Genomic DNA, 19,070 nt, shown 5'->3' with positions numbered 1-19,070 from the left:
GCCGGCGGTGGGAGCGTGCGATATCCATGAACGCCGCTGAAGGGTTGCCACGATGACCGACGACCTGCTGGCCCGGCACCGGGCCGTGCTCCCGTCCTGGATGCCGTTGTACTACGCCGAGCCACTCGAACTGGTCTCCGGCTCGGGTCGCCGGGTCACCGACGCGCAGGGGCGCAGCTATCTGGACTTCTTCGGCGGCGTGCTGACCAACATGATCGGGTACGACATTCCGGAGATCCGGGAGGCCGTCGAGCGGCAGCTCGCCACCGGCATCGTGCACACCTCGACGCTCTACCTGATCCGTCAACAGGTGGAGCTGGCCGAGAAGATCGCCCAGCGCTCCGGCATCCCGGACGCCCGGGTGTTCTTCACCAACTCCGGCACCGAGGCGAACGAGGCGGCGCTGCTGGTCGCCACCAATCACCGCCGCTCGCACCAGATCCTGGCCGTGCGCAACAGTTACCACGGCCGGTCGTACGCGGCGATGGGCGTCACCGGCAACCGCAACTGGTCGGCCAGCGGCCTCAACCCGCTCCAGGTGGCCTGGCTGCACTCCGGTGACCGGCTGCGCGGCCTGCTGGCCCGGCTCGGCGCCGACGAGCAGGTCGACGCGGCGGTGGAGGACCTGCGCGAGGTGCTGGCCACCCAGACCGCCGGTGACGTGGCCGCGCTGATCGCCGAGCCGATCCAGGGCGTGGGTGGTTTCGTGCACCCGCCGGACGGGCTCTTCGCCAGCTGGAAGAAGGTCCTCGACGAGCACGGCATCCTGTTCATCGCCGACGAGGTGCAGACCGGCTGGGGGCGTACCGGGGAGCACTTCTGGGGTTACCAGGCGCACGGCGTCACCCCCGACCTGCTCACCTTCGCCAAGGGCATCGGCAACGGTTTCGCACTGGCCGGGGTGGTCGGCCGGGCCGAGGTGCTGGAGTCGGTGCCGGCCATCAGCTTCTCCACCTTCGGCGGCAACCCGATCTCCACGGCGGCCGGCAACGCGGTGCTCGACTATCTGATCGCGCACGACCTCCAGGCGAACGCGGCCCGCGTCGGCGCGATCCTCGCCGACGGCCTGCGGTCCGCAGTGGGCGGTCTCGACTGCGTCGCCGAGGTACGCGGAAAGGGGCTGATGCTCGGCGTCGAGTTCGTCCGTCCGGGCGGCGGTGAGCCGGATCCGGCGCTGACCAACCTGGTTTTCGAAGCCGCCCGAAACGGTGGCCTGCTGACCGGCAAGGGCGGGCTCTACGGCAACGTGCTGCGGATGGGTCCACCGTTGACGTTGACCGAGGAGGAGGCCCGTGAGGGCCTGGCGATCCTCGTCGACGCGATCCGTTCGGCTGCGGGGGTGGCGGCATGAGCATCGGTCACTTCATCGACGGCAAGCGGGTCGAAGGCACCTCCGAGCGGCGCGGCGACGTGTTCGACCCGGCGACCGGTCGGCGTACCACAGTTGTCGAGCTGGCCTCGACGGCGGACGTCGACGTGGCGGTGCAGGCCGCCGCCCGCGCGGCGCGGGCCTGGCGGGACGCGTCGCTGGCCCGGCGGTCCGCTGTGCTGTTCGCCTTCCGGGAGTTGGCGCACTCCCGGCGGGACCGGCTCGCCGAGGTGATCACCGCCGAGCATGGCAAGGTGCTCGCCGACGCCGCCGGCGAGGTGCAGCGCGGCCTGGAGGTCATTGAGTACGCGTGCGGCCTGCCGTCGGCGTTGCGCGGCGCGTTCAGCGAGAACGTGTCCACCGAGGTCGACTCGTACACGATCCGGCAGCCGCTCGGCGTGGTCGCGGTGATCTCCCCGTTCAACTTCCCGGTGATGGTGCCGCTGTGGTTCGTGCCGGTGGCGGTGGCCTGCGGCAACGCGGTGGTGCTCAAGCCGAGCGAGAAGGACCCGAGCGCGGCGCTGCTGCTGGCCGAGTGGTTCGCCGAGGCGGGCCTGCCCGACGGGGTGCTCAACGTGGTCAACGGCGACAAGGAGGCGGTCGACGCGTTGCTGGAGCACCCGGAGGTGCGGGCGGTGTCGTTCGTCGGCTCCACGCCGATCGCCCGGTACGTCTACCAACGCGCAACGGCAGCCGGCAAGCGGGTGCAGGCGCTCGGTGGGGCGAAGAACCACATGGTGGTGCTCCCGGACGCCGATCTGGACCTGGCCGCCGACGCGGCGGTGAACGCCGGGTTCGGCTCGGCGGGGGAGCGGTGCATGGCCATCTCGGTGCTGGTGGCGGTGGAGCCGGTGGCGGACGCGCTGGTCGAGCGGATCGCCGCGCGGGTGACCGGTCTGCGCACCGGCGACGGCCGACGGGGCTGCGACATGGGCCCGTTGGTGACCGCCGCGCACGCGGCGACTGTGCGCTCCTACGTGGACGCGGGTGTCGCCGCCGGCGCGGTGCCGGTGGTGGATGGGCGCGACGTGACGCCGAACGGCGACCCGGACGGTTTCTGGCTCGGCCCGACGCTGTTCGACAGGGTGACCCCGGACATGTCGATCTACACCGACGAGATCTTCGGGCCGGTGCTGAGCGTGGTCCGGGTCGGCTCGTACGACGAGGCGGTGGACCTTGTCAACGCCAGCCCGTACGGCAACGGCACGGCGATCTTCACGAACGACGGTGGGGCGGCCCGGCGCTACCAGCACGAGGTGGAGGTGGGCATGGTCGGGATCAACGTGCCCATTCCGGTGCCGATGGCGTACCACTCGTTCGGCGGCTGGAAGTCGTCACTCTTCGGTGACCTGCACGCGCACGGTGAGGACGGGGTGCGCTTCTTCACCCGGGGCAAGGTCGTCACCAGCCGCTGGTTGGATCCGCGCCACGGCGGGGTCAACCTCGGGTTCCCCACCCAGACCTGACGCTCGCCGCCGACAACACCAGGCCGGCTCGCCGCGAGGTGGGCCGGCCTTCGTCGGCGTACCCCCGGATTCTCGGGGTGCGACGGCCCGGCGGCGTCGGTCCCTGCGGCTGGTGGTGATAACGGTTCGACAGTCAGGACTTGAAGTCCGAGCCCGGCTGTCGTAGAAATTCTTCAGCAACAGAGCATGAACTGAAGAGAACTACCGCCCCTCGCGCGGCGGACGCCTCCCCCCACAGACCGGCGATCCGCCCGACCCGACCCGAGGAGAACCCATGAACAGGCGTGACATCCTGCGGCGCAGCGCCGCCGCCGGCCTCCTGGCCACCCCCGCCGCCGGTCTGCTGGCCGGCTGCGCCACCGGCGGTGGCGGTGACAAGAACGACGCGGAGATCTACCGGGGCACCAAGAGCGCGCAGAACCCGCTCGGCGTGAAGGAGGACGCCCCCCTCGAAGTGGTGATCTTCGGCGGTGGGTTCGGAGAGGAGTACGCCAAGGCCCACGAGGCCATGTACACCGAGAAGTACCCGAAGGCGAAGATCAAGCACTCCTCCACCCAGGAGATCAGCAAGACCCTCCAGCCGCGCTTCGTCGACGGCTCCCCGCCGGACGTGGTCAACAACTCCGGCACCGGCCAGATCGACTTCAACGGCCTGGTCAGTCAGAACGCCCTCGCCGACCTCGGGGAGCTGCTCGCCGCCCCGAGCCTCGACGCGCCCGGCAAGACCGTCAAGGACACCCTGCTGCCCGGTGCTGTCGAGATCGGCTCCTACGACGGCAAGTTCCTGGTGCTCAACTACACCTACACCGCCTACGGCATCTGGTACTCCAACAAGCTGTTCACCGAACGCAAGTGGGAGTACGCGAAGACCTGGGAGGAGCACATCGCGCTCTGCAAGCAGATCAAGGCCGCCGGCATCGCCCCCTGGACGTACGCCGGCCTGCACCCGCGCTACATGAGCTGGCCGCTGATCTCCACCGCGATCAAGTTCGGCGGCCCGTCGGTGGCCCTCGCGCTCGACAACCTGGAGCCGAACGCCTGGAAGTCCGACTCGATGAAGGCCGCGGCCGACGCCTGGCACCAGATCGTCAAGGACAAGTACATCCTGGAAGGCTCGCCCGGCCTGGACCACAAGCAGTCGCAGACCGCCTGGTGCCAGGGCAAGGCCGCATTCATCTCCTGCGGCTCCTGGCTGGAGAGCGAGCAGAAGGACGTCACCCCGGCCGGATTCAACATGACCATCGCGCCGACGCCGAGCCTGGGCAGCGGCGACAAGCTGCCGTTCGAGGCGATCCGCGGCACCGCCGGTGAACCGTTCCTGGTGCCGGCCAAGGCCCGCAACGTCGCCGGCGGTCTGGAGTACTTCCGGACCATGCTGTCCAAGAAGGGCGCCCAGGACTTCACCAGGAAGGTCGCCAGCCTCACCGTCGTCGCCGGCGCCAGCGAGGGAGTCGAGCTGCCGTACGGGCTGAACACAGTGGTCAAGGCCCTCGACGCGTCCGGCGCCAACGGCTTCAACTGGGTCTACAACAACTACTACCGCAAGTTGGAGCGCAACCTCGTCGACGCCGCGTGCGGCGAGTTCTTCAGCGGCCGGATCGGCCCCGCCGAGTTCCTCGAACAGTGCCAGAAGGGCGCCGACTCGATCGCCCAGGACAGCTCGATCAAGAAGTACAAGCGAGCGGCCTGACCGCCCGGCCGGTGGGGGAGAGATCCACCCCCACCGGCCGTCCCCCCTCGGAGAGGTCCCTCTCGTGAAACATGGCAAGTGGCCGCTGATCGTCACGTTCCTGGTGCCACCGGTGTTGCTGTACGTGTTCTTCGTCGTCTCGCCGTACTTCCAGGCGTTCCAGATCTCCACCACCGACTGGCTCGGCTACTCGGCCGACGCCAACCCGGTCGGACTGGCCAACTTCAAGACCCTCTGGCACGACGACTACGTGTGGAACGCGTTGAAGAACAACGCGATCCTGCTGGGACTGGTGCCGGTGCTGACCATCGTGCTCGGGCTCTTCTTCGCCACCATGCTCGCCATGGGTGGGCGCAAGGGCAGTGCCGGCGTCACCGGCGTACGCGGCGGCGCGCTCTACCGCACCGTCTACTTCTTCCCGCAGGTGCTCTCCGTGGTGATCATCGCGTTGCTGTGGAAGGAGGTGTACCACCCCAACAAGGGGCTGCTCACCACCGCTCTGCACGGCCTCGGCCTGCCCGCTCCGACCTGGCTCGGCGACCCGGCGACCGCCTTCTGGTGCGTGCTCGCGGTGATGGTGTGGAGCAACGTCGGCTTCTACGTGGTGCTGTTCGGCGCGGCGATGTCGGCAGTGCCGAAGGAGATCTACGAGGCCGTCCTGCTCGACGGCGCGTCCCGGTTCACCACCCTGCGCCGGGTCACCCTGCCGCTGCTCTGGGACACCGTCCAGGTCGCCTGGGTCTATCTGGCCATCTTCGCCCTGGACGGGTTCATCCTCGTGCAGCTGATGACCAACGGCGGGCCGAACTTCTCCACCGACGTGATCGGCGTACGCATGTACGACACCGCCTTCGGCAGCGAGACCAAGTTCGGCTACGCCTCGGCCATCGGCGTGGTGATGTTCTTCCTGACCCTCTCGGTGGCGGTGCTGTCGCTGCGCATCGGCCGGCGCGAACGGATCGAGTACTCGTGACCACTCTGGATCAGCCCACAGCGACCGCCCCGAACCCGGTCACCAGCGGGGACCGCCCGGTGCGCCGCGAACTCGGCGTGGCCAACGCCCTCTCGCACGGCTTCCTGCTGCTCTGGGGCCTGCTCACCGTGCTGCCACTGCTGTGGATGTTCATCAGCTCGTTCAAGACCAACGGTGAGATCCTCGCCGACCCCTGGGGGCTCCCCGGCGCGCTGCACCTGGACAACTGGGCGCGGGCCTGGACCGGCGCGCACATCGGTAGGTACTTCCTCAACAGCCTGGTGGTGGTGACCGGCTCGGTCAGCCTCACCATGCTGATGGGTGCCACCGCCGCGTACGTCTTTGCCCGCTACGAGTTCCGCGGCCGCCAGGTCGTCTACTACCTGTTCGTCGGCGGCCTGATGTTCCCGGTGTTCCTCGCCCTGGTGCCGCTCTTCTTCGTGGTCCGCAACGCCGGTCTCTTCAACACCTGGCTCGGGCTGATCCTCGTGTACGCGGCCTACTCGCTGCCGTTCACCGTGTTCTTCCTGACCGCCTTCTTCCGGACCCTGCCGACCTCGGTGGCGGAAGCCGCACTTGTCGACGGCTGCGGTCACTTCCGGCTCTTCTTCCGGGTGATGCTGCCCATGGCCCGTCCGGGAATGATCAGTGTGGCGATCTTCAACTTCCTCAGCCACTGGAACCAGTTCCTGTTGCCGCAGGTGCTGTTGCAGGGCGACGCGTCCAAGTGGATGCTGGCGCAGGGGCTGTTCGCGCTGTCGGTCAGCCAGGGGTACGCCGGCGACTACGCTCGTCTGTTCGCCGGGCTGAGCATCGCGGTGCTCCCGGTGCTTGCCGTCTATGTGGCCTTCCAACGTCAGGTGCAGGCGGGCCTCACCGCAGGGCAGCTCAAGTAGGGTCGGTCAGTGCCTCCCGGTCATCGGGGCAGCTTCCCCGCGTACCCCGGGCGACTGTGGCGGGACCGGCATCGATCTCCAGGCAGCTCGGGTCTGACCGATACTGATCAGTCGGAACCGCTCGACGTGTGCGCTGCCCGACGTGCGTCGGGCCCTGGAGATCCGGTCGACGCCGGCTCGGCGCGCCGACGCGCCGAGCCGGCCGGTCCTCAGATCGCGAGAGCCCCGCCATCCACCGGGAGGAGTACACCGTGGATGTGTGAGGCGTCCTCACTGGCAAGGAAGATCACGGCAGCGGCGGTGTCCTGCACGTTGCCCGTACGCCTGTCCGGGTTGCTCTCGCGAGCTTCTCCAGGAGGGGGCGGAGGTCTTCGCTGCCCTCCGTGATGGTCGGTCCGGGGGCGACGGTGTTCACCCGCACACCGTCGGCGGCCAACTCCGCGGCCCACGACCTCGTCAGCGAGTGCAGGCCTGCCTTGCTGGCGCCGTACAGCGAAGTGAACTTGATTCCGTCCACGCCGCCGATCGAGCCGATGTTGATCACGGAGCCGCCACCCCGCTCCACCATGCCGGGCACCAGGGCCGCCGCCAGAAGGAACGGGGCCTTGACGTTGACCTCGAGCGCCTTGTCGATCTGTTCCTCGGTCGACTCCGTCATGGGGTGAGGTGGCACGAGAAAGGCCGCGTTGTTGACCAGGATGTCGACCGGCCGCCCCGCCAGGGTCGTCGCCTCGTGTGCGAGGCGGCGGATCTCGACGCCGCCCGCCGAGAGGTCCGCCTCGATGAAGTGGGCGATGCCGCCGCCCAGCCGCTCACGGCCGGGGCAGGCCACGCGGATACGCGGCCGCCTGCCGCCGTGAGCGCGCTCGTCTCGGGTGCCGCGCGTCGGTGATCGTGCTGGAACCTGGAAAGAGTCCCCTCGTCGCGACCGGAGGGCACTACAACCTGGATCGGGCGCGATCATGCGCGGCGTGCGGCGTGCGGCGTGCGGCGCGCGGTGTGCAGGGCGGGGTGGCGCGGCGCGTGGGGCGGGGTGGCGCGGTGTGCAGGGCGGGGTGGCGCGGCGCGTGGGGCGGGGTGCCGGGCAGGCGGGGGTGCTGCGGGCGCGTTGCGCCGGGGGTGTCAGGGGGTGGGGAAGAGGCGGGCGTGCAGGGCGGCCGGGTCGGTCACCTCGGGTAGGCCGCGGGCGGCCAGCCAGGCTGCGGCGGCGGCCCCGTCTCCGGCGGTACGCAGTGGCGCGTCCGGCCAGTGTCGCGCGATCTCGGCCCGGACGGCGGCGGCCAGCGGGGTGTCAGCGGTGAGCAGGCCACCGCCGAGCACGATCGGTGTCACGGCCCCGGCGGGGCGGATCCGGCTCACGCTCTCGGTGAGGTGTGTGGCGGCTTCGCTGATCAGCGAGGCGGCGACCGGGTCGCCGTGGGTGGCGGCGTCGACGACCAGCGGCGCGAGCCGGGCCAGTTCGACGGGGGGGCGACGAGTCACGGTCTGGATGGTGGCGTCGACGGTGTCCCGGGGGCGGGCGGCGATGTCGGCGCTGCCCAGAATCTCGGTGAGCACTGTCGTGGTCAGCGCGCCGAGCCCACTGCCGGCGTCGAGGTCGGCGAGCAGTCGACGTACGGCTTCCCGGCCGAGCCAGAAGCCCGAGCCGGCGTCGCCGAGCAGCCAGCCGTGGCCGTCGGCGATCCGGTCGAGTCGCAGCTCGTGGACCTGGGCGGTGATCGCCCCGGTGCCGGCGATGAGGATGGTTCCGTCCGCGGCGGCGGTGCCTGAGGCGTACGCGACCAGGGCGTCGCCGTGCACCTCGTACGGGCAGCGCAGGCCGGCGTCGTGCCAGGCCTGGTCGAAGGCGTCCCGCCCGGCGGGGTCGGCGAGCAGCCGGCCGGCTCCGGCGAGCCCGATGGTGCCGGCGGCCGCCCGGGTCGGGTCGACGTCGGCGAGCGCGCTGCGGAGCGCGGTCAGCAGTTCGGCGGCGGCGCGTTCGGCGCCGTGGCTGGTGGGGTTGCCGCCGCCGGCGCGGCCGGTGCCGAGGCGTTGCCCGGTGAGGGTGAGGACGGTCGCCCGGGTGGACGTACCGCCGATATCGAGACCCACCACGACGGTGTCGGACATCGGCACGAGTCTCCTTGCGCGGAACGGCGATCTGGCTTGTTCATGCTGGTCGGCGGGGTCGTGCGGGGCAAGTTGTGGCGGGACTGGCGGGCTGTGCACCAGGTAACAGTTTGAAAACTTCGCCCACAGTCTTGACACAGGGGGTCGTTCAGTAAGAACTTTTACCACTAACAGTTAACAGTCTTTTCGGAAAGCTGAGGCGTCTCATGGTTGATCACGAGGTGGACACCGTCGCGGGGACCGCGGTGGTCGACGCCAACGTGATCGACCGGCGGACCTCGGCCTCCGACGGGGTGTTGGCCCGGGTACGCAACGGGCTCGGCGAGTTGACCGGCGCCCTGCGTCGGGTCGCCGAGCACGTGCTCAGCGACCCGGAGGCCGCCGCCCGGTCGACAATCGTCGAGCTGGCCGAGCGCAGTGGCACCTCACCGGCGACCATCACCCGCTTCTGCCGGGCGATGGGCTTCGAGGGGTACGCCGACCTGCGGCTGGGCATCGCCTCCGAGACCGGCCGGGCCCGCTCGGCCGGTTGGACGGTCGACATCGGACGGGAGATCCAGCCGAGCGACCCGCTCGCCCGGGTGCTCGACCAGATCATGGCCGCCGACACCCGGGCCATGCACGACACCGCCACACTGCTCGACCTCACCGAGGTGGAACGGGCCGCTGTGGCGATCGCCGGCGCCAGCAGGGTGAACATCTTCGGTGCCAGTGGCAGCGCCCTGGTCGGTGAGGAGATGCAGTTCAGCCTGCACCGCATCGGTGTGGCCGCGTGGGCGTGGAACGACGTGCACGAGGGGCTGGCCAGCGCCGCGTTGCTGCGATCGGGGGACGTGGCGCTCGGCATCTCGCACACCGGGCAGACCCGGGAGACGATCGAGATGCTCGCCGAGGCGGGCAGCCGGGGCGCCACCACGCTCGCGCTCACCGGCTTCCCCCGCTCCCCGTTGGCCGAGCTGGCCGACATCGTGCTGCTCACGGCCAGCCAGGCGACCACCTTCCGACCGGACGCGCTCTCCGCCCGGCACCCCCAACTGGTGGTGCTCGACCTGCTCTACATCGCCGTCGCCCAACGCACGCACGACCGCGCGCACGCGGCCTTCCGGCGGACAGCGCAGGCAGTCGACGGGCACAAGGCGGCGAAGGGAGCCCTCTCATGATCAGCGCCCAGGGGTACGCGGACGCCGTCCGCCCGGTGCTCGACCGGCTGCTCGACTCGGAGGCCGACGGGATCACCCGGGCCGCCGACCTGATCGCCGACAGCCTGCGCGACGGCGGCGTGCTCCAGGCGTTCGGCGCCGGGCACTCGGAGGCGTTCGCCGCCGAGCTGGTCGCCCGGGCCGGCGGGTTGGTCCCCACCAACAGGCTCTCGGTCCGGGACCTGGTGATGCACGGTGACGCCCCGCGTGACGTGCTCGCCGACCCCAAGCTGGAACGTGATCCCTCCATCGCCCACCAGATCTACGCGCTCGCGGCGCCCCAGCCGCGCGACGTGTTCGTCGTGGCGTCCCAATCCGGCATCAACGGCTCGGTGGTCGAGCTGGCGGCGCTGGTCACCGAGCGCGGTCACCCGTTGATCGCGGTCACCTCGGTCGAGCACACCGCGCGGGTCGCCCCACGGCACCCGTCCGGGCACCGGCTCGCCGACCTCGCCGACGTCGTGCTGGACAACGGCGCGCCGTACGGCGATGCACTGCTGCCGCTCGAGGGCGGCGGCGCGGTCTGTGCGGTCTCCTCGGTCACCACGGCGCTGCTGGCGCAGTTGCTGACCGCGGAGGTGGTACGACGGTTCCACCAGGCCGGGGAGGTACCCCCTATCTACCTCTCCGCCAACGTCCCCGGCGGGGACGAGCACAACCTCGCCCTCGAGTCGCGGTACGCCGGACGTCTCCGGCGTACCGCATGACCCGAATTTCACAAGGAGAGACGACGATGTCGATTACCCCCGAACACCCGGCCGCACTCGACCGTCGCACGGTGCTGCGTCGCGCCGCCGCCGTGGGCATGCTCGCCACTCCGGCCATCGGCCTGCTCGGCGCCTGCGCCACCAGCGGCAGCGACGGTGACAACGAGCAGGTCGCCGGTGGCACCAAGAGCGAGAAGAACCCGCTGGGCGTCAAGGAGGACGCCGCGATCGAGGTGGTCATCTTCAACGGTGGCTACGGCGAGAAGTACGCCACCGACGTGCACGAGCCGCTGTACAAGAAGGCGTTCCCCAAGGCCGAGGTCAAGCACCAGGCCACCCAGGCCGTCTCCACTGTGCTCCAGCCGCGGTTCGCCTCCGGTAACCCGCCGGAGTTCGTGAACAACTCGGGCGAGAAGCTGATGGACTTCGGGGCGCTCGTGGCCGACGGTCAGCTCCAGGACCTCACCGAGCTGTGGGACGCACCGTCTGTCGACGATCCGAGCAAGAAGGTCCGCGACACGGTGGTGCCGGGCACCATCGAGGCCGGTTCGTTCAACGGCAAGCCGTTCGTCCTGTACTACGTCTCCACCGTCTTCGGCATCTGGTACTCGGGCAAGCTGTTCAAGGACAACGGCTGGGCGCCGGCGAAGGACTGGAACGAGTTCATGGCCCTGCTCACGAACATCAAGGCCAAGGGCATCACCCCGTACGGCTACGCCGGGGCGAACGCTGCGTACTACCAGTGGAACGTGATCCTCACCCACGCCGCCAAGATCGGTGGCACCGACGTGCTGAAGAACATCGACAACCTGGAGGACGGTGCCTGGAAGCAGGACGCCGTCAAGCAGGCTGCCGCGGCGTGGGCCGAGGTCGGCGCGAAGTTCAGCGACAAGAGCTTCGAGGGGCTAAAGCACACCGACGTGCAGCTGCGGCAGAACCAGTACAAGGTGGCCATGTACCCCAGCGGTGACTGGCTGGAGGGCGAGCAGAAGAAGGACACGCCGGCCGGCTTCGACTACCAGCTCATGCCGGTGCCGAGCCTGTCCGCCTCGGACAAGCTGCCGGCCACCGCGCTGCGCGCCACCGCCGGTGAGGGCTACTTTGTCTCGGCGAAGAGCAAGAACCCCAAGGGCGGGCTGGAGTACATGCGCCAGATGCTGTCGAAGGAGGGGGCGAAGGGCTTCACCGAGGTGGTCAAGGCCCCGACCGTGGTCACCGCCGGCTCGGAGGGCTTCGCCTTCCCGCCCGGTGTGGCCAGCTCCCAGGCCGCGCTCAAGGCGGCCGGTCAGGACGTGTTCAACCTGTACTTCGACGGTTGGTACAAGGAGCTCGACACGGAGGCGCGTACCGCCACCAACGAGCTGATGTTCGGCCGGATCAACGCCGACGCCTTCGTGGAGCGGATCCAGAAGCGCGCCGACGCCATCAAGAAGGACAGCTCCGTCACCAAGTTCAAGCGCTGATCGATCGGAGCTAGGGTCATGCGGCACGGCAAGTATCCATTCGTGATCGGGTTCCTGTTCGCCCCGGTCGCGCTGTACGTGACATTCGTGATCTGGCCGTACGCGCAGGCGTTCCAGATCTCGATGACCAACTGGCGGGGGCTGTCGGCCCCGCAGTGGGTGGGCTTCGACAACTACCGGAGGTTGCTCGACGACGGGGCCTTCTGGAAAGCGGTCCAGCACCACGGCGTACTGCTGCTTGCCCTGCCGCTGATCACCATTGCCATCGCCCTGTTCTTCGCCTTCCTGCTCAACGTGGGCGGCAAGAGCAGCGGCGGGCAACGCCAGGGGGTCTGGGGGGCGAAGTTCTACCGGGTGGTGTTCTTCTTCCCCCAGGTCCTGGCGGTGGCCATCATCGCTGTGTTGTTCCAGATGGTGTACCGGCCGAACGAGTCCGGCCTGATCAACGGCGTGTTGATGAAGTTCGGCATCGAGCCGGTCCTCTTCCTCATCAAGCCGAACCTGGCCCTCTGGTCGATCATCGCGGTGCTGGTGTGGCAGGCGGTCGGCTTCTACGTGGTGCTCTTCTCGGCCGGGATGGCCTCCATCCCCGGTGAGATCTACGAGGCCGCCGAGATGGACGGGGCGACGAAGGTGACCCTGTTCTTCCGGGTCACCCTGCCGCTGCTGTGGGACACCCTCCAGGTGGCCTGGGTGTACCTCGGGATCGCGGCGTTCGACGCGTTCGCCATCGTCGCGGTGCTCTCGGTGGACGGTGGCGGCCCGGACGGCGCCACCACGGTTCTCGCCATGGAGATCTACCGCAACGCGTTCGTCTACTCGAAGTACGGCTACGCCTCGGCGATGGGCGTGGCGCTGTTCTTCCTCACCCTCACGTTCGCGGCGCTGACGCTGCGGCTCACCAAGCGGGAAAGCGTGGAGTACTGATGAATCCGCAGTCGACGCTGCCGCCGACGCCGGCGGCGCTGCCGCCGAAGACCGGTGACCCGTCCGCCCCCACCGGGTCGGGGCCGAAGGGCCCCCGCTCGGAGGTACGGTTCTTCGCCAGCCTGGGGCACGTCGCGCTCGCCGTGTGGGCGGTGATCGTGATCGTGCCGATCCTCTGGACCTTCCTCGCCGCGTTCAAGAACACCAGCGAGATCTTCAGCAGCCCGTGGACGCTGCCGGCCGAGCTGCGCTGGGAGAACTTCGGGCGGGCCTGGACCAAGGCGCACGTCGGGCGGTACTTCCTCAACAGCGTGATCGTGGTGTCGTGCAGCACGTTCCTCACCATGCTGCTCGGTTCGATGGCCGCGTACGTGCTGGCCCGCTACAAGTTCTGGGGGAACCGGGCGGTCTACTTCCTGTTCGTCTCGGGGTTGGCCTTCCCGGTCTTCCTGGCGCTGGTGCCGCTCTTCTTCGTGGTGAAGAACCTCGGTCTGTTGGACACCCACACCGGCGTGGTGCTGGTCTACACCGCGTACTCGTTGCCGTTCACAGTGTTCTTCCTGGCCGCGTTCTTCAAGACGCTGCCGTCGTCGGTGGCCGAGGCGGGGATGATCGACGGCTGCGGGCACAGCCGACTGTTCTTCCAGGTGATGATGCCGATGGCGAAGCCGGGTCTGATCAGCGTCGCGATCTTCAACATCATCGGTCAGTGGGCGCAGTACCAGCTCCCGTTGGTGTTGCTCTCCAACGCCAAGGACAAGTGGGTGCTCACCCAGGGCATCGCCGACATCTCGGTCAACGCCGGTTACGAGGCGGACTGGTCCGGGTTGTTCGCCGCGCTGACCATCGCCATCCTCCCGATGATCATCGTGTATGCGGTGTTCCAGCGTCAGATCCAGGCCGGCCTCACCTCCGGCGCGGTGAAGTAGGACGCCTCAGCGCTCGTCGACGCGGGTGTGCCAGGAGCGCCACAGGGCCGCGTACGCTCCGCCGGCCGCGACCAGCTCGTCGTGGCTGCCGATCTCGGTGATCCGACCGTCGGCGAGCACGGCCACCCGGTCGGCGTCGTGCGCGGTGTTGAGCCGGTGCGCGATCGCGATGACGGTCCGCCCGACCAGCACGGCGGCCAGCGCGCGTTCGGTGCGGCGGGCGGTGGACGGATCGAGCGCGGCGGTCGCCTCGTCCAGGATCAGCGTGTGCGGGTCGGCGAGCACCAACCGGGCCAGCGCGAGCTGTTGGGCCTCGGCCGCACCGAGTTGACGGGCCCCGTCGCCGAGCTGGGTGTCCAGGTCGTCGGGTAGCCCGGCAAACCAGTCGGCGCCCACTGTGAGCAGCGCGGCGCGCATCTGCTCGTCGGAGGCGTCGGGCGCGGCGAAGGAGAGGTTGTCGCGTACCGAGCCGATGAAGACGTGGTGCTCCTGGGTGACCAGGGCGATCCGGCGGCGACGCTCGGCCGGGTCGAGGTCGGTGACCGGGCAGCCGCCGATGCTGACGAGGCCCTGACGCGGCGCGTCGATCCCGGCCAGCAGACGGGCCAGTGTGGACTTGCCAGCGCCGGACGGGCCGACGACGGCCAGCCGCTCACCGGGCTGCACCTCCAGGTCGATGCCGTGCAGCACGTCCGTCCCGTCGGAGTAGGAGAACCGGGCGCCTCGAACGACGAGCCGCTCGCCCCGTGACGAGGCGGTCGTGCCGGCTGCTTCGGGCGGGACCAGACCCACGCCGAGCAGCCGCGCGTACGACGCGAACCCGCGTTGCGCCTGTTCGGTCCACTGCAACAGCCGGTCCAACGGGTCGATCGCCTGTTGCAGGTAGAGCGCGCCGGCGACCACCGCGCCCAGCGACACCATGTCCCGGGAGAGCAGGTAGCCCCCGACGAGCAGGACCATGGCGACCGGCAGCGGATAGCTGGCCTCGACGACCGAGAAGAACACGGTACGCAGCGCGAGGGTCGCCCGACGGGCCTGCCACACCGCTGTGACGCGGGTGGTGCCGTGCCGGATCCGGTCGTCGGCCAGCCGCAGCGCCTCCACGGTGCGCGCGCCCTCGGCGGTGGTGGTCAGCGTCTCGGTCAGCTCGGCCGCCGCCGCGCCCTCGGTGAGGTACGCGGAGCTGGCCCGGCGCAGGTACCAGCGGGTCACCCCCACGATTGACGGGAGCCCGGCCAGCGCGGCCAACCCGAGCAGCGGGTGCAGCAGGAAGATGGCCCCGAACAGCAACGTCAACTGCACCGTGGCGATGACGATGGTGGGCACCACGTCCCGGACCGTGGTGCCGACCGTCGACACGTCGACCGAGCTGCGGGTGGCCAGGTCCCCGGAGCCGGCACGCTCGACGACCGAGACGGGTAGCCCGAGAGTCCGGGAGACGAACTCCTCGCGCAGCTCGGCGACGGCCCGTTCGCCGAAGCGGTGGCCGGCGTACTGGGCGTACCGGGAGAGCAGGGCGCTGACCAGGACGCACCCGGCGATGGCCAGTGCCAGTCGGTCCACGGTGGCGACGTCCGCGCCCGCGGTGACCCGGTCGACGATGGTGCCCAGCAGCCACGGCGGGGCGAGCCCGGCGACCGCGGCGGCGCTGTGCAGCGCCAGCACGACCCAGACGGCGCGCCGGTGCCGGCTGATCATGTCCCGCAGGGCCCGGCGTACGGTGCCGCGGTCGGCGACGGGCAGCCGGCTCACCGGTACGCCTCCTCGCTGCCGCGGGCCACCAGGTGCCGGTAGGCCGGGTCGTCGTCGAGCAGGTCGGCGTGGCTGCCGGTGGCGGTGATCCGGCCGGCGCTCAGCAGCGCGACCAGGTCGGCCCGGCCGAGCAGCAGCGGCGACGTGGCGATCACCACTGTGGTCTGCCCGGCCCGCGCAACCTGCAGCCGCTCGGCGATCCGCGCCTCGGTGTGCGCGTCCACCGCCGACGTCGGGTCGACGAGGATCAGCACCTCCGGTTCGATGCTCAACGCCCGGGCCAGGCGCACCCGTTGACGTTGACCGCCGGAGAGCGTCCGGGCTCGGGCGTCGATCGGAGTGTCCAGCCCGGCGGGCAGGGCGTCGACGACGTCCTGCGCCGAGGCGGTCCGCACTGCCGCGCCGATCCGTTCGTCGTCGCCGTCGGCCCCGGCGCACAGGATGTCGCGCAGCGTGCCGGCGAAGAGGTAGGAGTCGTGGTCGGCGACGAGGATCCGCGCGCGGACCTCGTCCAGGGCGACCTCGCGCAGCGGCACGGCCCCCCAGGTGACGTCACTGGCGACGTACCGGCCGAGCCGGTCGGCCAGTGCGACGGCCGCCGCCGGATCATCTGCCGCCACCCCGGTCAGTTGGCCGGCGCGCACGGTCAGGCCGGTAACCGGGTCGTGCAGGTCGGCCGGGCGGTCCGGCCCGGCCCGGTCGTCGGGCCGGCGTGCCTCGGGCACGGCGCCCGGCCACCGGCGGCCCGGACCACCGACGTCGTCCGGCGTCACGTTGAGCAGGTCGGCGATTCGTCGGGCGGCGACCCGACCGCGGATGAGCTGGTAACTGCCCTCCAGCAGAAACCAGACCGGCACGATCAGGGTCGCCACGTAGCCGTAGACGGCGACCAACTCGCCGATCGTGACGTCACCGGTCACCGCCATCCGGGCCGTCAGCCACACCACCGCCGCCAGGAACAACCCGGGGATGGCGACCGTCGCCGCGTCGATCCAGCTGTTGACAGCGCCGACCCGGTAGCCCTCGGCGCGTAGCTCCTGGGACCGGGCCGCGTACCGTCGGGCGAACAGGTCCCGGCCGCCCACCCCGGCGAGCACCCGCAGCCCGGCCACGATGTCACCGGATCGGGCGGTGAGCGCGCCCTGTTGCCGGCGGTAGACCGACTCGACCTGCTCCAGGCGGCGCAGCAGCGGCCCCACGATCAGACCGACGACCGGCACCCCCACCAGCACGCAGAGCGCGAGCATCGGGGAGATCGACCAGAGCACCACCGCTATCACCCCGTACGCGACGACAGCGCCGACGCCCGGCCCGGTCAGCGTCAGCACCTGCGCCGTCCAGTCGATGTCGGAGCCGCCGATGGTGGACACCTCACCCGCCCCGACCCGGCGGGGCAGCACCGCGCCGATGCGGGACAGGTGGCGCAGCAGGACCTCCGCCGAGCGGGCCTTGGCGTCCTCCCGGATGAAGGTCATCGTGCGGTGCCGCATGATGCCCAGGTACGACAGGGCCACGCCAGCGACGACGATCGCCGTGACCCAGAGCGCCAGGGCCCGGGTGTCGCGTTCGCGCAGCCCGTCGTCGACGGCGCGGGCGATCAGGTAGGGCCGGGCCGAGAGCCCGATCATCCAGGCCGTGCCGATCAGGCTGCCGCGCAGCACCCGCCAGGGTTGGCGGCGGACGAGCCACCACAGGTAGCGCATCGGACCGCGGGCGTCGGGGGTGCCAGGATCGGGATGCGGGATCTGCGGAGGCACCCGATCACGCTACCGACCGGCAGTGACACCCCACCGACCCGATCTTGGTGAGGTGCGCCTCCGTTTCTGTCGGACGGGGGAGGCAGAATCACGTTCGTGCTGGTGGCGGTGGTGTCCGACGAGCGGGGTGGGGGAGTGCTGTGCCCGCTGGACGCCACCGGCCGGCCGACCGGCCCGCCCGAGGTGGTCACCGATCTCGTCGCCGCGGTCGCCGCCCGCGAGGCCGCCGAGCACCCGCGCTGGGTCTGGGCGACCGCCACGGCGCTCTACCCGGCGCTGCTGCGCGCCGGCGTCCGGGTCGATCGGTGTCACGACGTGGAGTTGACCGAGGCGTTGCTGCTCGGGCACGTGGGCCGCTGGGGTGAGCCCCGCTCGCTGGCCGCCGCCTGGGCCCGGCTGACCGGCGCGGCGGTGCCGCCCGACCCGCCGGCGCGCGCCGCCGCACCGCCCGGGCACGGGCAGGGCGCGCTCTTCGACACGGTGCCCGGTCCGTCGGGCCCGGGCATCGAGGCACTGACCCAGGTGTACGCCGACCAGCTCACCCGCGTCGCCGCGACCGAGCACCCCGGCCGGTTCCGGTTGCTGGTGGCCGCGGAGTCGGCCGGCGCGCTGATCGCGGCGGAGATGGGCGTCGTCGGGCTGCCCTGGCGTGCCGACGTGCACAACGAGATCCTGCACGAGCTGCTCGGCGAGGCGTCCCCGGTCGGTGGTCCGCCACGCCGACTCGCCGAGTTGGCCGGCCGGATCGCCGACGCGCTCGGCGTACGCGGCCTGCACACCGACTCCCCGGCGGAGCTGCTGAAGGCGTTCGCCCGGGTCGGGGTGGAGCTGCCAAACACCCGGGCGTGGGTGCTGCGCGGGGTGGACCATCCGGCGGTGCCGCTGGTGCTGGAATACAAGGAGCTCTACCGGATCTGGACGGCGCACGGCTGGTCCTGGCTCGATCAGTGGGCGCGGGGCGGCCGGTTCCAACCGGAGTACGTGCCGGCTGGTGTCGTCTCGGGCCGGTGGGCCACCCGGGGTGGTGGAGCGTTGCAGATCCCCAAGGTGATCCGGCGGGCGGTGGTGGCCGATCCGGGCTGGCGGTTGGTGGTCGCCGACGCCGGGCAGTTGGAACCACGGGTGCTGGCCGCGGTCTCCGGCGACGCGCGGTTGGCGGCGGCGGGCGGTGCCGGCGACCTCTACGCGGCCCTGGCCCGGGACTCGTTCGGCGGTGACCGGGCCAAGGCCAAGGTGGCCCTGCTCGGCGCGATGTACGGGCAGACCGGCGGGGCTGCGGTGCCCGCGTTGGCGGTGCTGAAGCGCAGCTACCCGACGGCGTTCGGTTACGTCGAGGCGGCGGCGCGTACCGGTGAGACGGGTGGGCTGGTGCGGTCGTGGCTGGGGCGGACGTGTCCGCCCGGCTCGGCCGGGTTCGGTGATCTCGACGACGAGCCCGCCGATCCGGAGGGGGCGGGTGATCCGCACAGTCCGCGGGCGCGGGCCGCCCGGTCCCGGGGGCGCTTCACCCGTAACTTCGTCATCCAGGCCACGGCGGCGGAGTGGGCCTCCACGTTGCTGGCCACGTTGCGGACGGAGCTGTCCGGCACCGACGCCGAGCTGGTCTTCTTCCAGCACGACGAGGTGGTCGTGCACGCGCCGGCGGATCAGGCCGACGCGGTCGCCGAGGCTGTCAACCGGTCCGGGGAGCGCGCCTCCGCGTTGCTCTTCGGTGCGACGCCGGTCCGGTTTCCGCTAGATCTGTCCATCGTCGACTGTTACGCCGACGCCGCCTGACCCCTGCTCTTGCCATGATCAAGTGATGAAAAGTAGGTTCCAGGAGCTCTCCTGACC

The 19,070-nt window shown here is 70.6% G+C and carries 16 protein-coding genes; 11 read left to right on the top strand and 5 right to left on the bottom strand.

Translation table 11 applies throughout. The features are described 5' to 3' along the window. Positions 1-52: 52 nt before the first annotated feature. The 5 genes from MED01_RS34260 to MED01_RS34240 all read left to right on the top strand — a co-directional run bounded on the left by MED01_RS34260 (position 53) and on the right by MED01_RS34240 (position 6,394). Positions 53-1,351 carry an aspartate aminotransferase family protein gene (locus MED01_RS34260; protein WP_238672640.1) on the top strand — a complete coding sequence of 433 codons (1,299 nt, stop codon included), beginning with the start codon at positions 53-55 and terminating at the stop codon, positions 1,349-1,351. Then, positions 1,348-2,835 (top strand): CoA-acylating methylmalonate-semialdehyde dehydrogenase, encoded by a 1,488-nt coding sequence (locus MED01_RS34255; RefSeq protein ID WP_238672639.1) that lies wholly within the window; start codon positions 1,348-1,350, stop codon positions 2,833-2,835. Before MED01_RS34260 ends, MED01_RS34255 begins: the two co-directional genes overlap by 4 nt. 274 nt (positions 2,836-3,109) lie before the next feature. Then, a complete protein-coding gene (gene ngcE / locus MED01_RS34250) occupies positions 3,110-4,525 on the top strand; it encodes an N-acetylglucosamine/diacetylchitobiose ABC transporter substrate-binding protein (protein WP_238672638.1) in 1,416 nt (471 codons plus the stop codon). Between the two features lie 64 nt (positions 4,526-4,589). Further along, the gene (locus MED01_RS34245; protein ID WP_238672637.1) at positions 4,590-5,498 is read left to right on the top strand and encodes a carbohydrate ABC transporter permease; all 909 of its coding nucleotides are present in this window, start codon (positions 4,590-4,592) and stop codon (positions 5,496-5,498) included. Beyond that, positions 5,495-6,394: a carbohydrate ABC transporter permease gene (locus tag MED01_RS34240; RefSeq protein ID WP_238672636.1), complete on the top strand. Its 900-nt coding sequence runs from the start codon at positions 5,495-5,497 to the stop codon at positions 6,392-6,394. The genes MED01_RS34245 and MED01_RS34240 overlap by 4 nt, the downstream gene beginning before the upstream one ends. A gap of 209 nt (positions 6,395-6,603) precedes the next feature. On the opposite strand, the gene MED01_RS36435 is transcribed toward MED01_RS34240, so the two are convergent. From MED01_RS36435 to MED01_RS34230, 3 genes are all read right to left on the bottom strand, one after another. Beyond that, the gene (locus MED01_RS36435) at positions 6,604-6,684 is read right to left on the bottom strand and encodes a hypothetical protein (protein ID WP_372493794.1); all 81 of its coding nucleotides are present in this window, start codon (positions 6,682-6,684) and stop codon (positions 6,604-6,606) included. Continuing rightward, positions 6,681-7,226, bottom strand: a complete 546-nt coding sequence (locus MED01_RS34235; protein WP_238672635.1) for an SDR family NAD(P)-dependent oxidoreductase — start codon at positions 7,224-7,226, stop codon at positions 6,681-6,683. Before MED01_RS34235 ends, MED01_RS36435 begins: the two co-directional genes overlap by 4 nt. A 290-nt stretch (positions 7,227-7,516) precedes the next feature. After that, positions 7,517-8,503, bottom strand: coding sequence for an N-acetylglucosamine kinase (locus MED01_RS34230; protein WP_238672634.1), 987 nt, complete (start codon positions 8,501-8,503; stop codon positions 7,517-7,519). Between the two features lie 206 nt (positions 8,504-8,709). Between MED01_RS34230 and MED01_RS34225 the strand changes: the two genes are divergently transcribed. From MED01_RS34225 to MED01_RS34205, 5 genes are read left to right on the top strand one after another with little or no spacing between them, the layout of a single operon-like run. Beyond that, a complete protein-coding gene (locus MED01_RS34225; protein WP_238672633.1) occupies positions 8,710-9,663 on the top strand; it encodes a MurR/RpiR family transcriptional regulator in 954 nt (317 codons plus the stop codon). Beyond that, on the top strand, positions 9,660-10,409 hold the full coding sequence (locus MED01_RS34220) for a sugar isomerase domain-containing protein (protein WP_091403970.1): 750 nt from the start codon (positions 9,660-9,662) through the stop codon (positions 10,407-10,409). The genes MED01_RS34225 and MED01_RS34220 overlap by 4 nt, the downstream gene beginning before the upstream one ends. A gap of 26 nt (positions 10,410-10,435) precedes the next feature. Continuing rightward, positions 10,436-11,872: an N-acetylglucosamine/diacetylchitobiose ABC transporter substrate-binding protein gene (gene ngcE / locus MED01_RS34215; RefSeq protein WP_238672632.1), complete on the top strand. Its 1,437-nt coding sequence runs from the start codon at positions 10,436-10,438 to the stop codon at positions 11,870-11,872. A gap of 18 nt (positions 11,873-11,890) precedes the next feature. Next, on the top strand, positions 11,891-12,799 hold the full coding sequence (locus MED01_RS34210; protein ID WP_238672630.1) for a carbohydrate ABC transporter permease: 909 nt from the start codon (positions 11,891-11,893) through the stop codon (positions 12,797-12,799). Then, positions 12,799-13,728 (top strand): carbohydrate ABC transporter permease, encoded by a 930-nt coding sequence (locus tag MED01_RS34205; protein WP_238672628.1) that lies wholly within the window; start codon positions 12,799-12,801, stop codon positions 13,726-13,728. The genes MED01_RS34210 and MED01_RS34205 overlap by 1 nt, the downstream gene beginning before the upstream one ends. Positions 13,729-13,734: 6 nt before the next feature. Here MED01_RS34205 and MED01_RS34200 read toward each other — a convergent pair whose 3' ends face one another. Together MED01_RS34200 and MED01_RS34195 are read right to left on the bottom strand one after the other, a co-directional pair. Beyond that, positions 13,735-15,426, bottom strand: coding sequence for an ABC transporter ATP-binding protein (locus MED01_RS34200; protein WP_238672714.1), 1,692 nt, complete (start codon positions 15,424-15,426; stop codon positions 13,735-13,737). Positions 15,427-15,476: 50 nt separating this feature from the next. Further along, complete coding sequence (locus tag MED01_RS34195) at positions 15,477-17,183, bottom strand: ABC transporter ATP-binding protein (protein WP_238672713.1); 1,707 nt, start codon at positions 17,181-17,183, stop codon at positions 15,477-15,479. Between the two features lie 150 nt (positions 17,184-17,333). Between MED01_RS34195 and MED01_RS34190 the strand changes: the two genes are divergently transcribed. After that, positions 17,334-19,013: a bifunctional 3'-5' exonuclease/DNA polymerase gene (locus MED01_RS34190; protein ID WP_372493790.1), complete on the top strand. Its 1,680-nt coding sequence runs from the start codon at positions 17,334-17,336 to the stop codon at positions 19,011-19,013. The last annotated feature ends 57 nt before the right edge of the window (positions 19,014-19,070 follow it).

The sequence above is a fragment of the Micromonospora alfalfae genome, from assembly GCF_022230925.1.
GTDB classification, from domain to species: Bacteria; Actinomycetota; Actinomycetes; order Mycobacteriales; family Micromonosporaceae; genus Micromonospora; species Micromonospora alfalfae.
The sequence above is the reverse complement of the archived record's forward strand: the minus strand, read 5'-3'. Positions and strand labels throughout refer to the sequence as shown.

Coding starts and splice junctions, on each gene's coding strand:
- MED01_RS34260 (WP_238672640.1), top strand. CDS start 53: ATGACCGACGACCTGCTGGCCCGGCACCGGGCCGTGCTCCCGTCCTGG.
- MED01_RS34255 (WP_238672639.1), top strand. CDS start 1,348: ATGAGCATCGGTCACTTCATCGACGGCAAGCGGGTCGAAGGCACCTCC.
- ngcE (WP_238672638.1), top strand. CDS start 3,110: ATGAACAGGCGTGACATCCTGCGGCGCAGCGCCGCCGCCGGCCTCCTG.
- MED01_RS34230 (WP_238672634.1), bottom strand. CDS start 8,503: ATGTCCGACACCGTCGTGGTGGGTCTCGATATCGGCGGTACGTCCACC.
- MED01_RS34225 (WP_238672633.1), top strand. CDS start 8,710: ATGGTTGATCACGAGGTGGACACCGTCGCGGGGACCGCGGTGGTCGAC.
- MED01_RS34220 (WP_091403970.1), top strand. CDS start 9,660: ATGATCAGCGCCCAGGGGTACGCGGACGCCGTCCGCCCGGTGCTCGAC.
- ngcE (WP_238672632.1), top strand. CDS start 10,436: ATGTCGATTACCCCCGAACACCCGGCCGCACTCGACCGTCGCACGGTG.
- MED01_RS34210 (WP_238672630.1), top strand. CDS start 11,891: ATGCGGCACGGCAAGTATCCATTCGTGATCGGGTTCCTGTTCGCCCCG.
- MED01_RS34205 (WP_238672628.1), top strand. CDS start 12,799: ATGAATCCGCAGTCGACGCTGCCGCCGACGCCGGCGGCGCTGCCGCCG.
- MED01_RS34200 (WP_238672714.1), bottom strand. CDS start 15,426: ATGATCAGCCGGCACCGGCGCGCCGTCTGGGTCGTGCTGGCGCTGCAC.
- MED01_RS34195 (WP_238672713.1), bottom strand. CDS start 17,183: ATGCGCTACCTGTGGTGGCTCGTCCGCCGCCAACCCTGGCGGGTGCTG.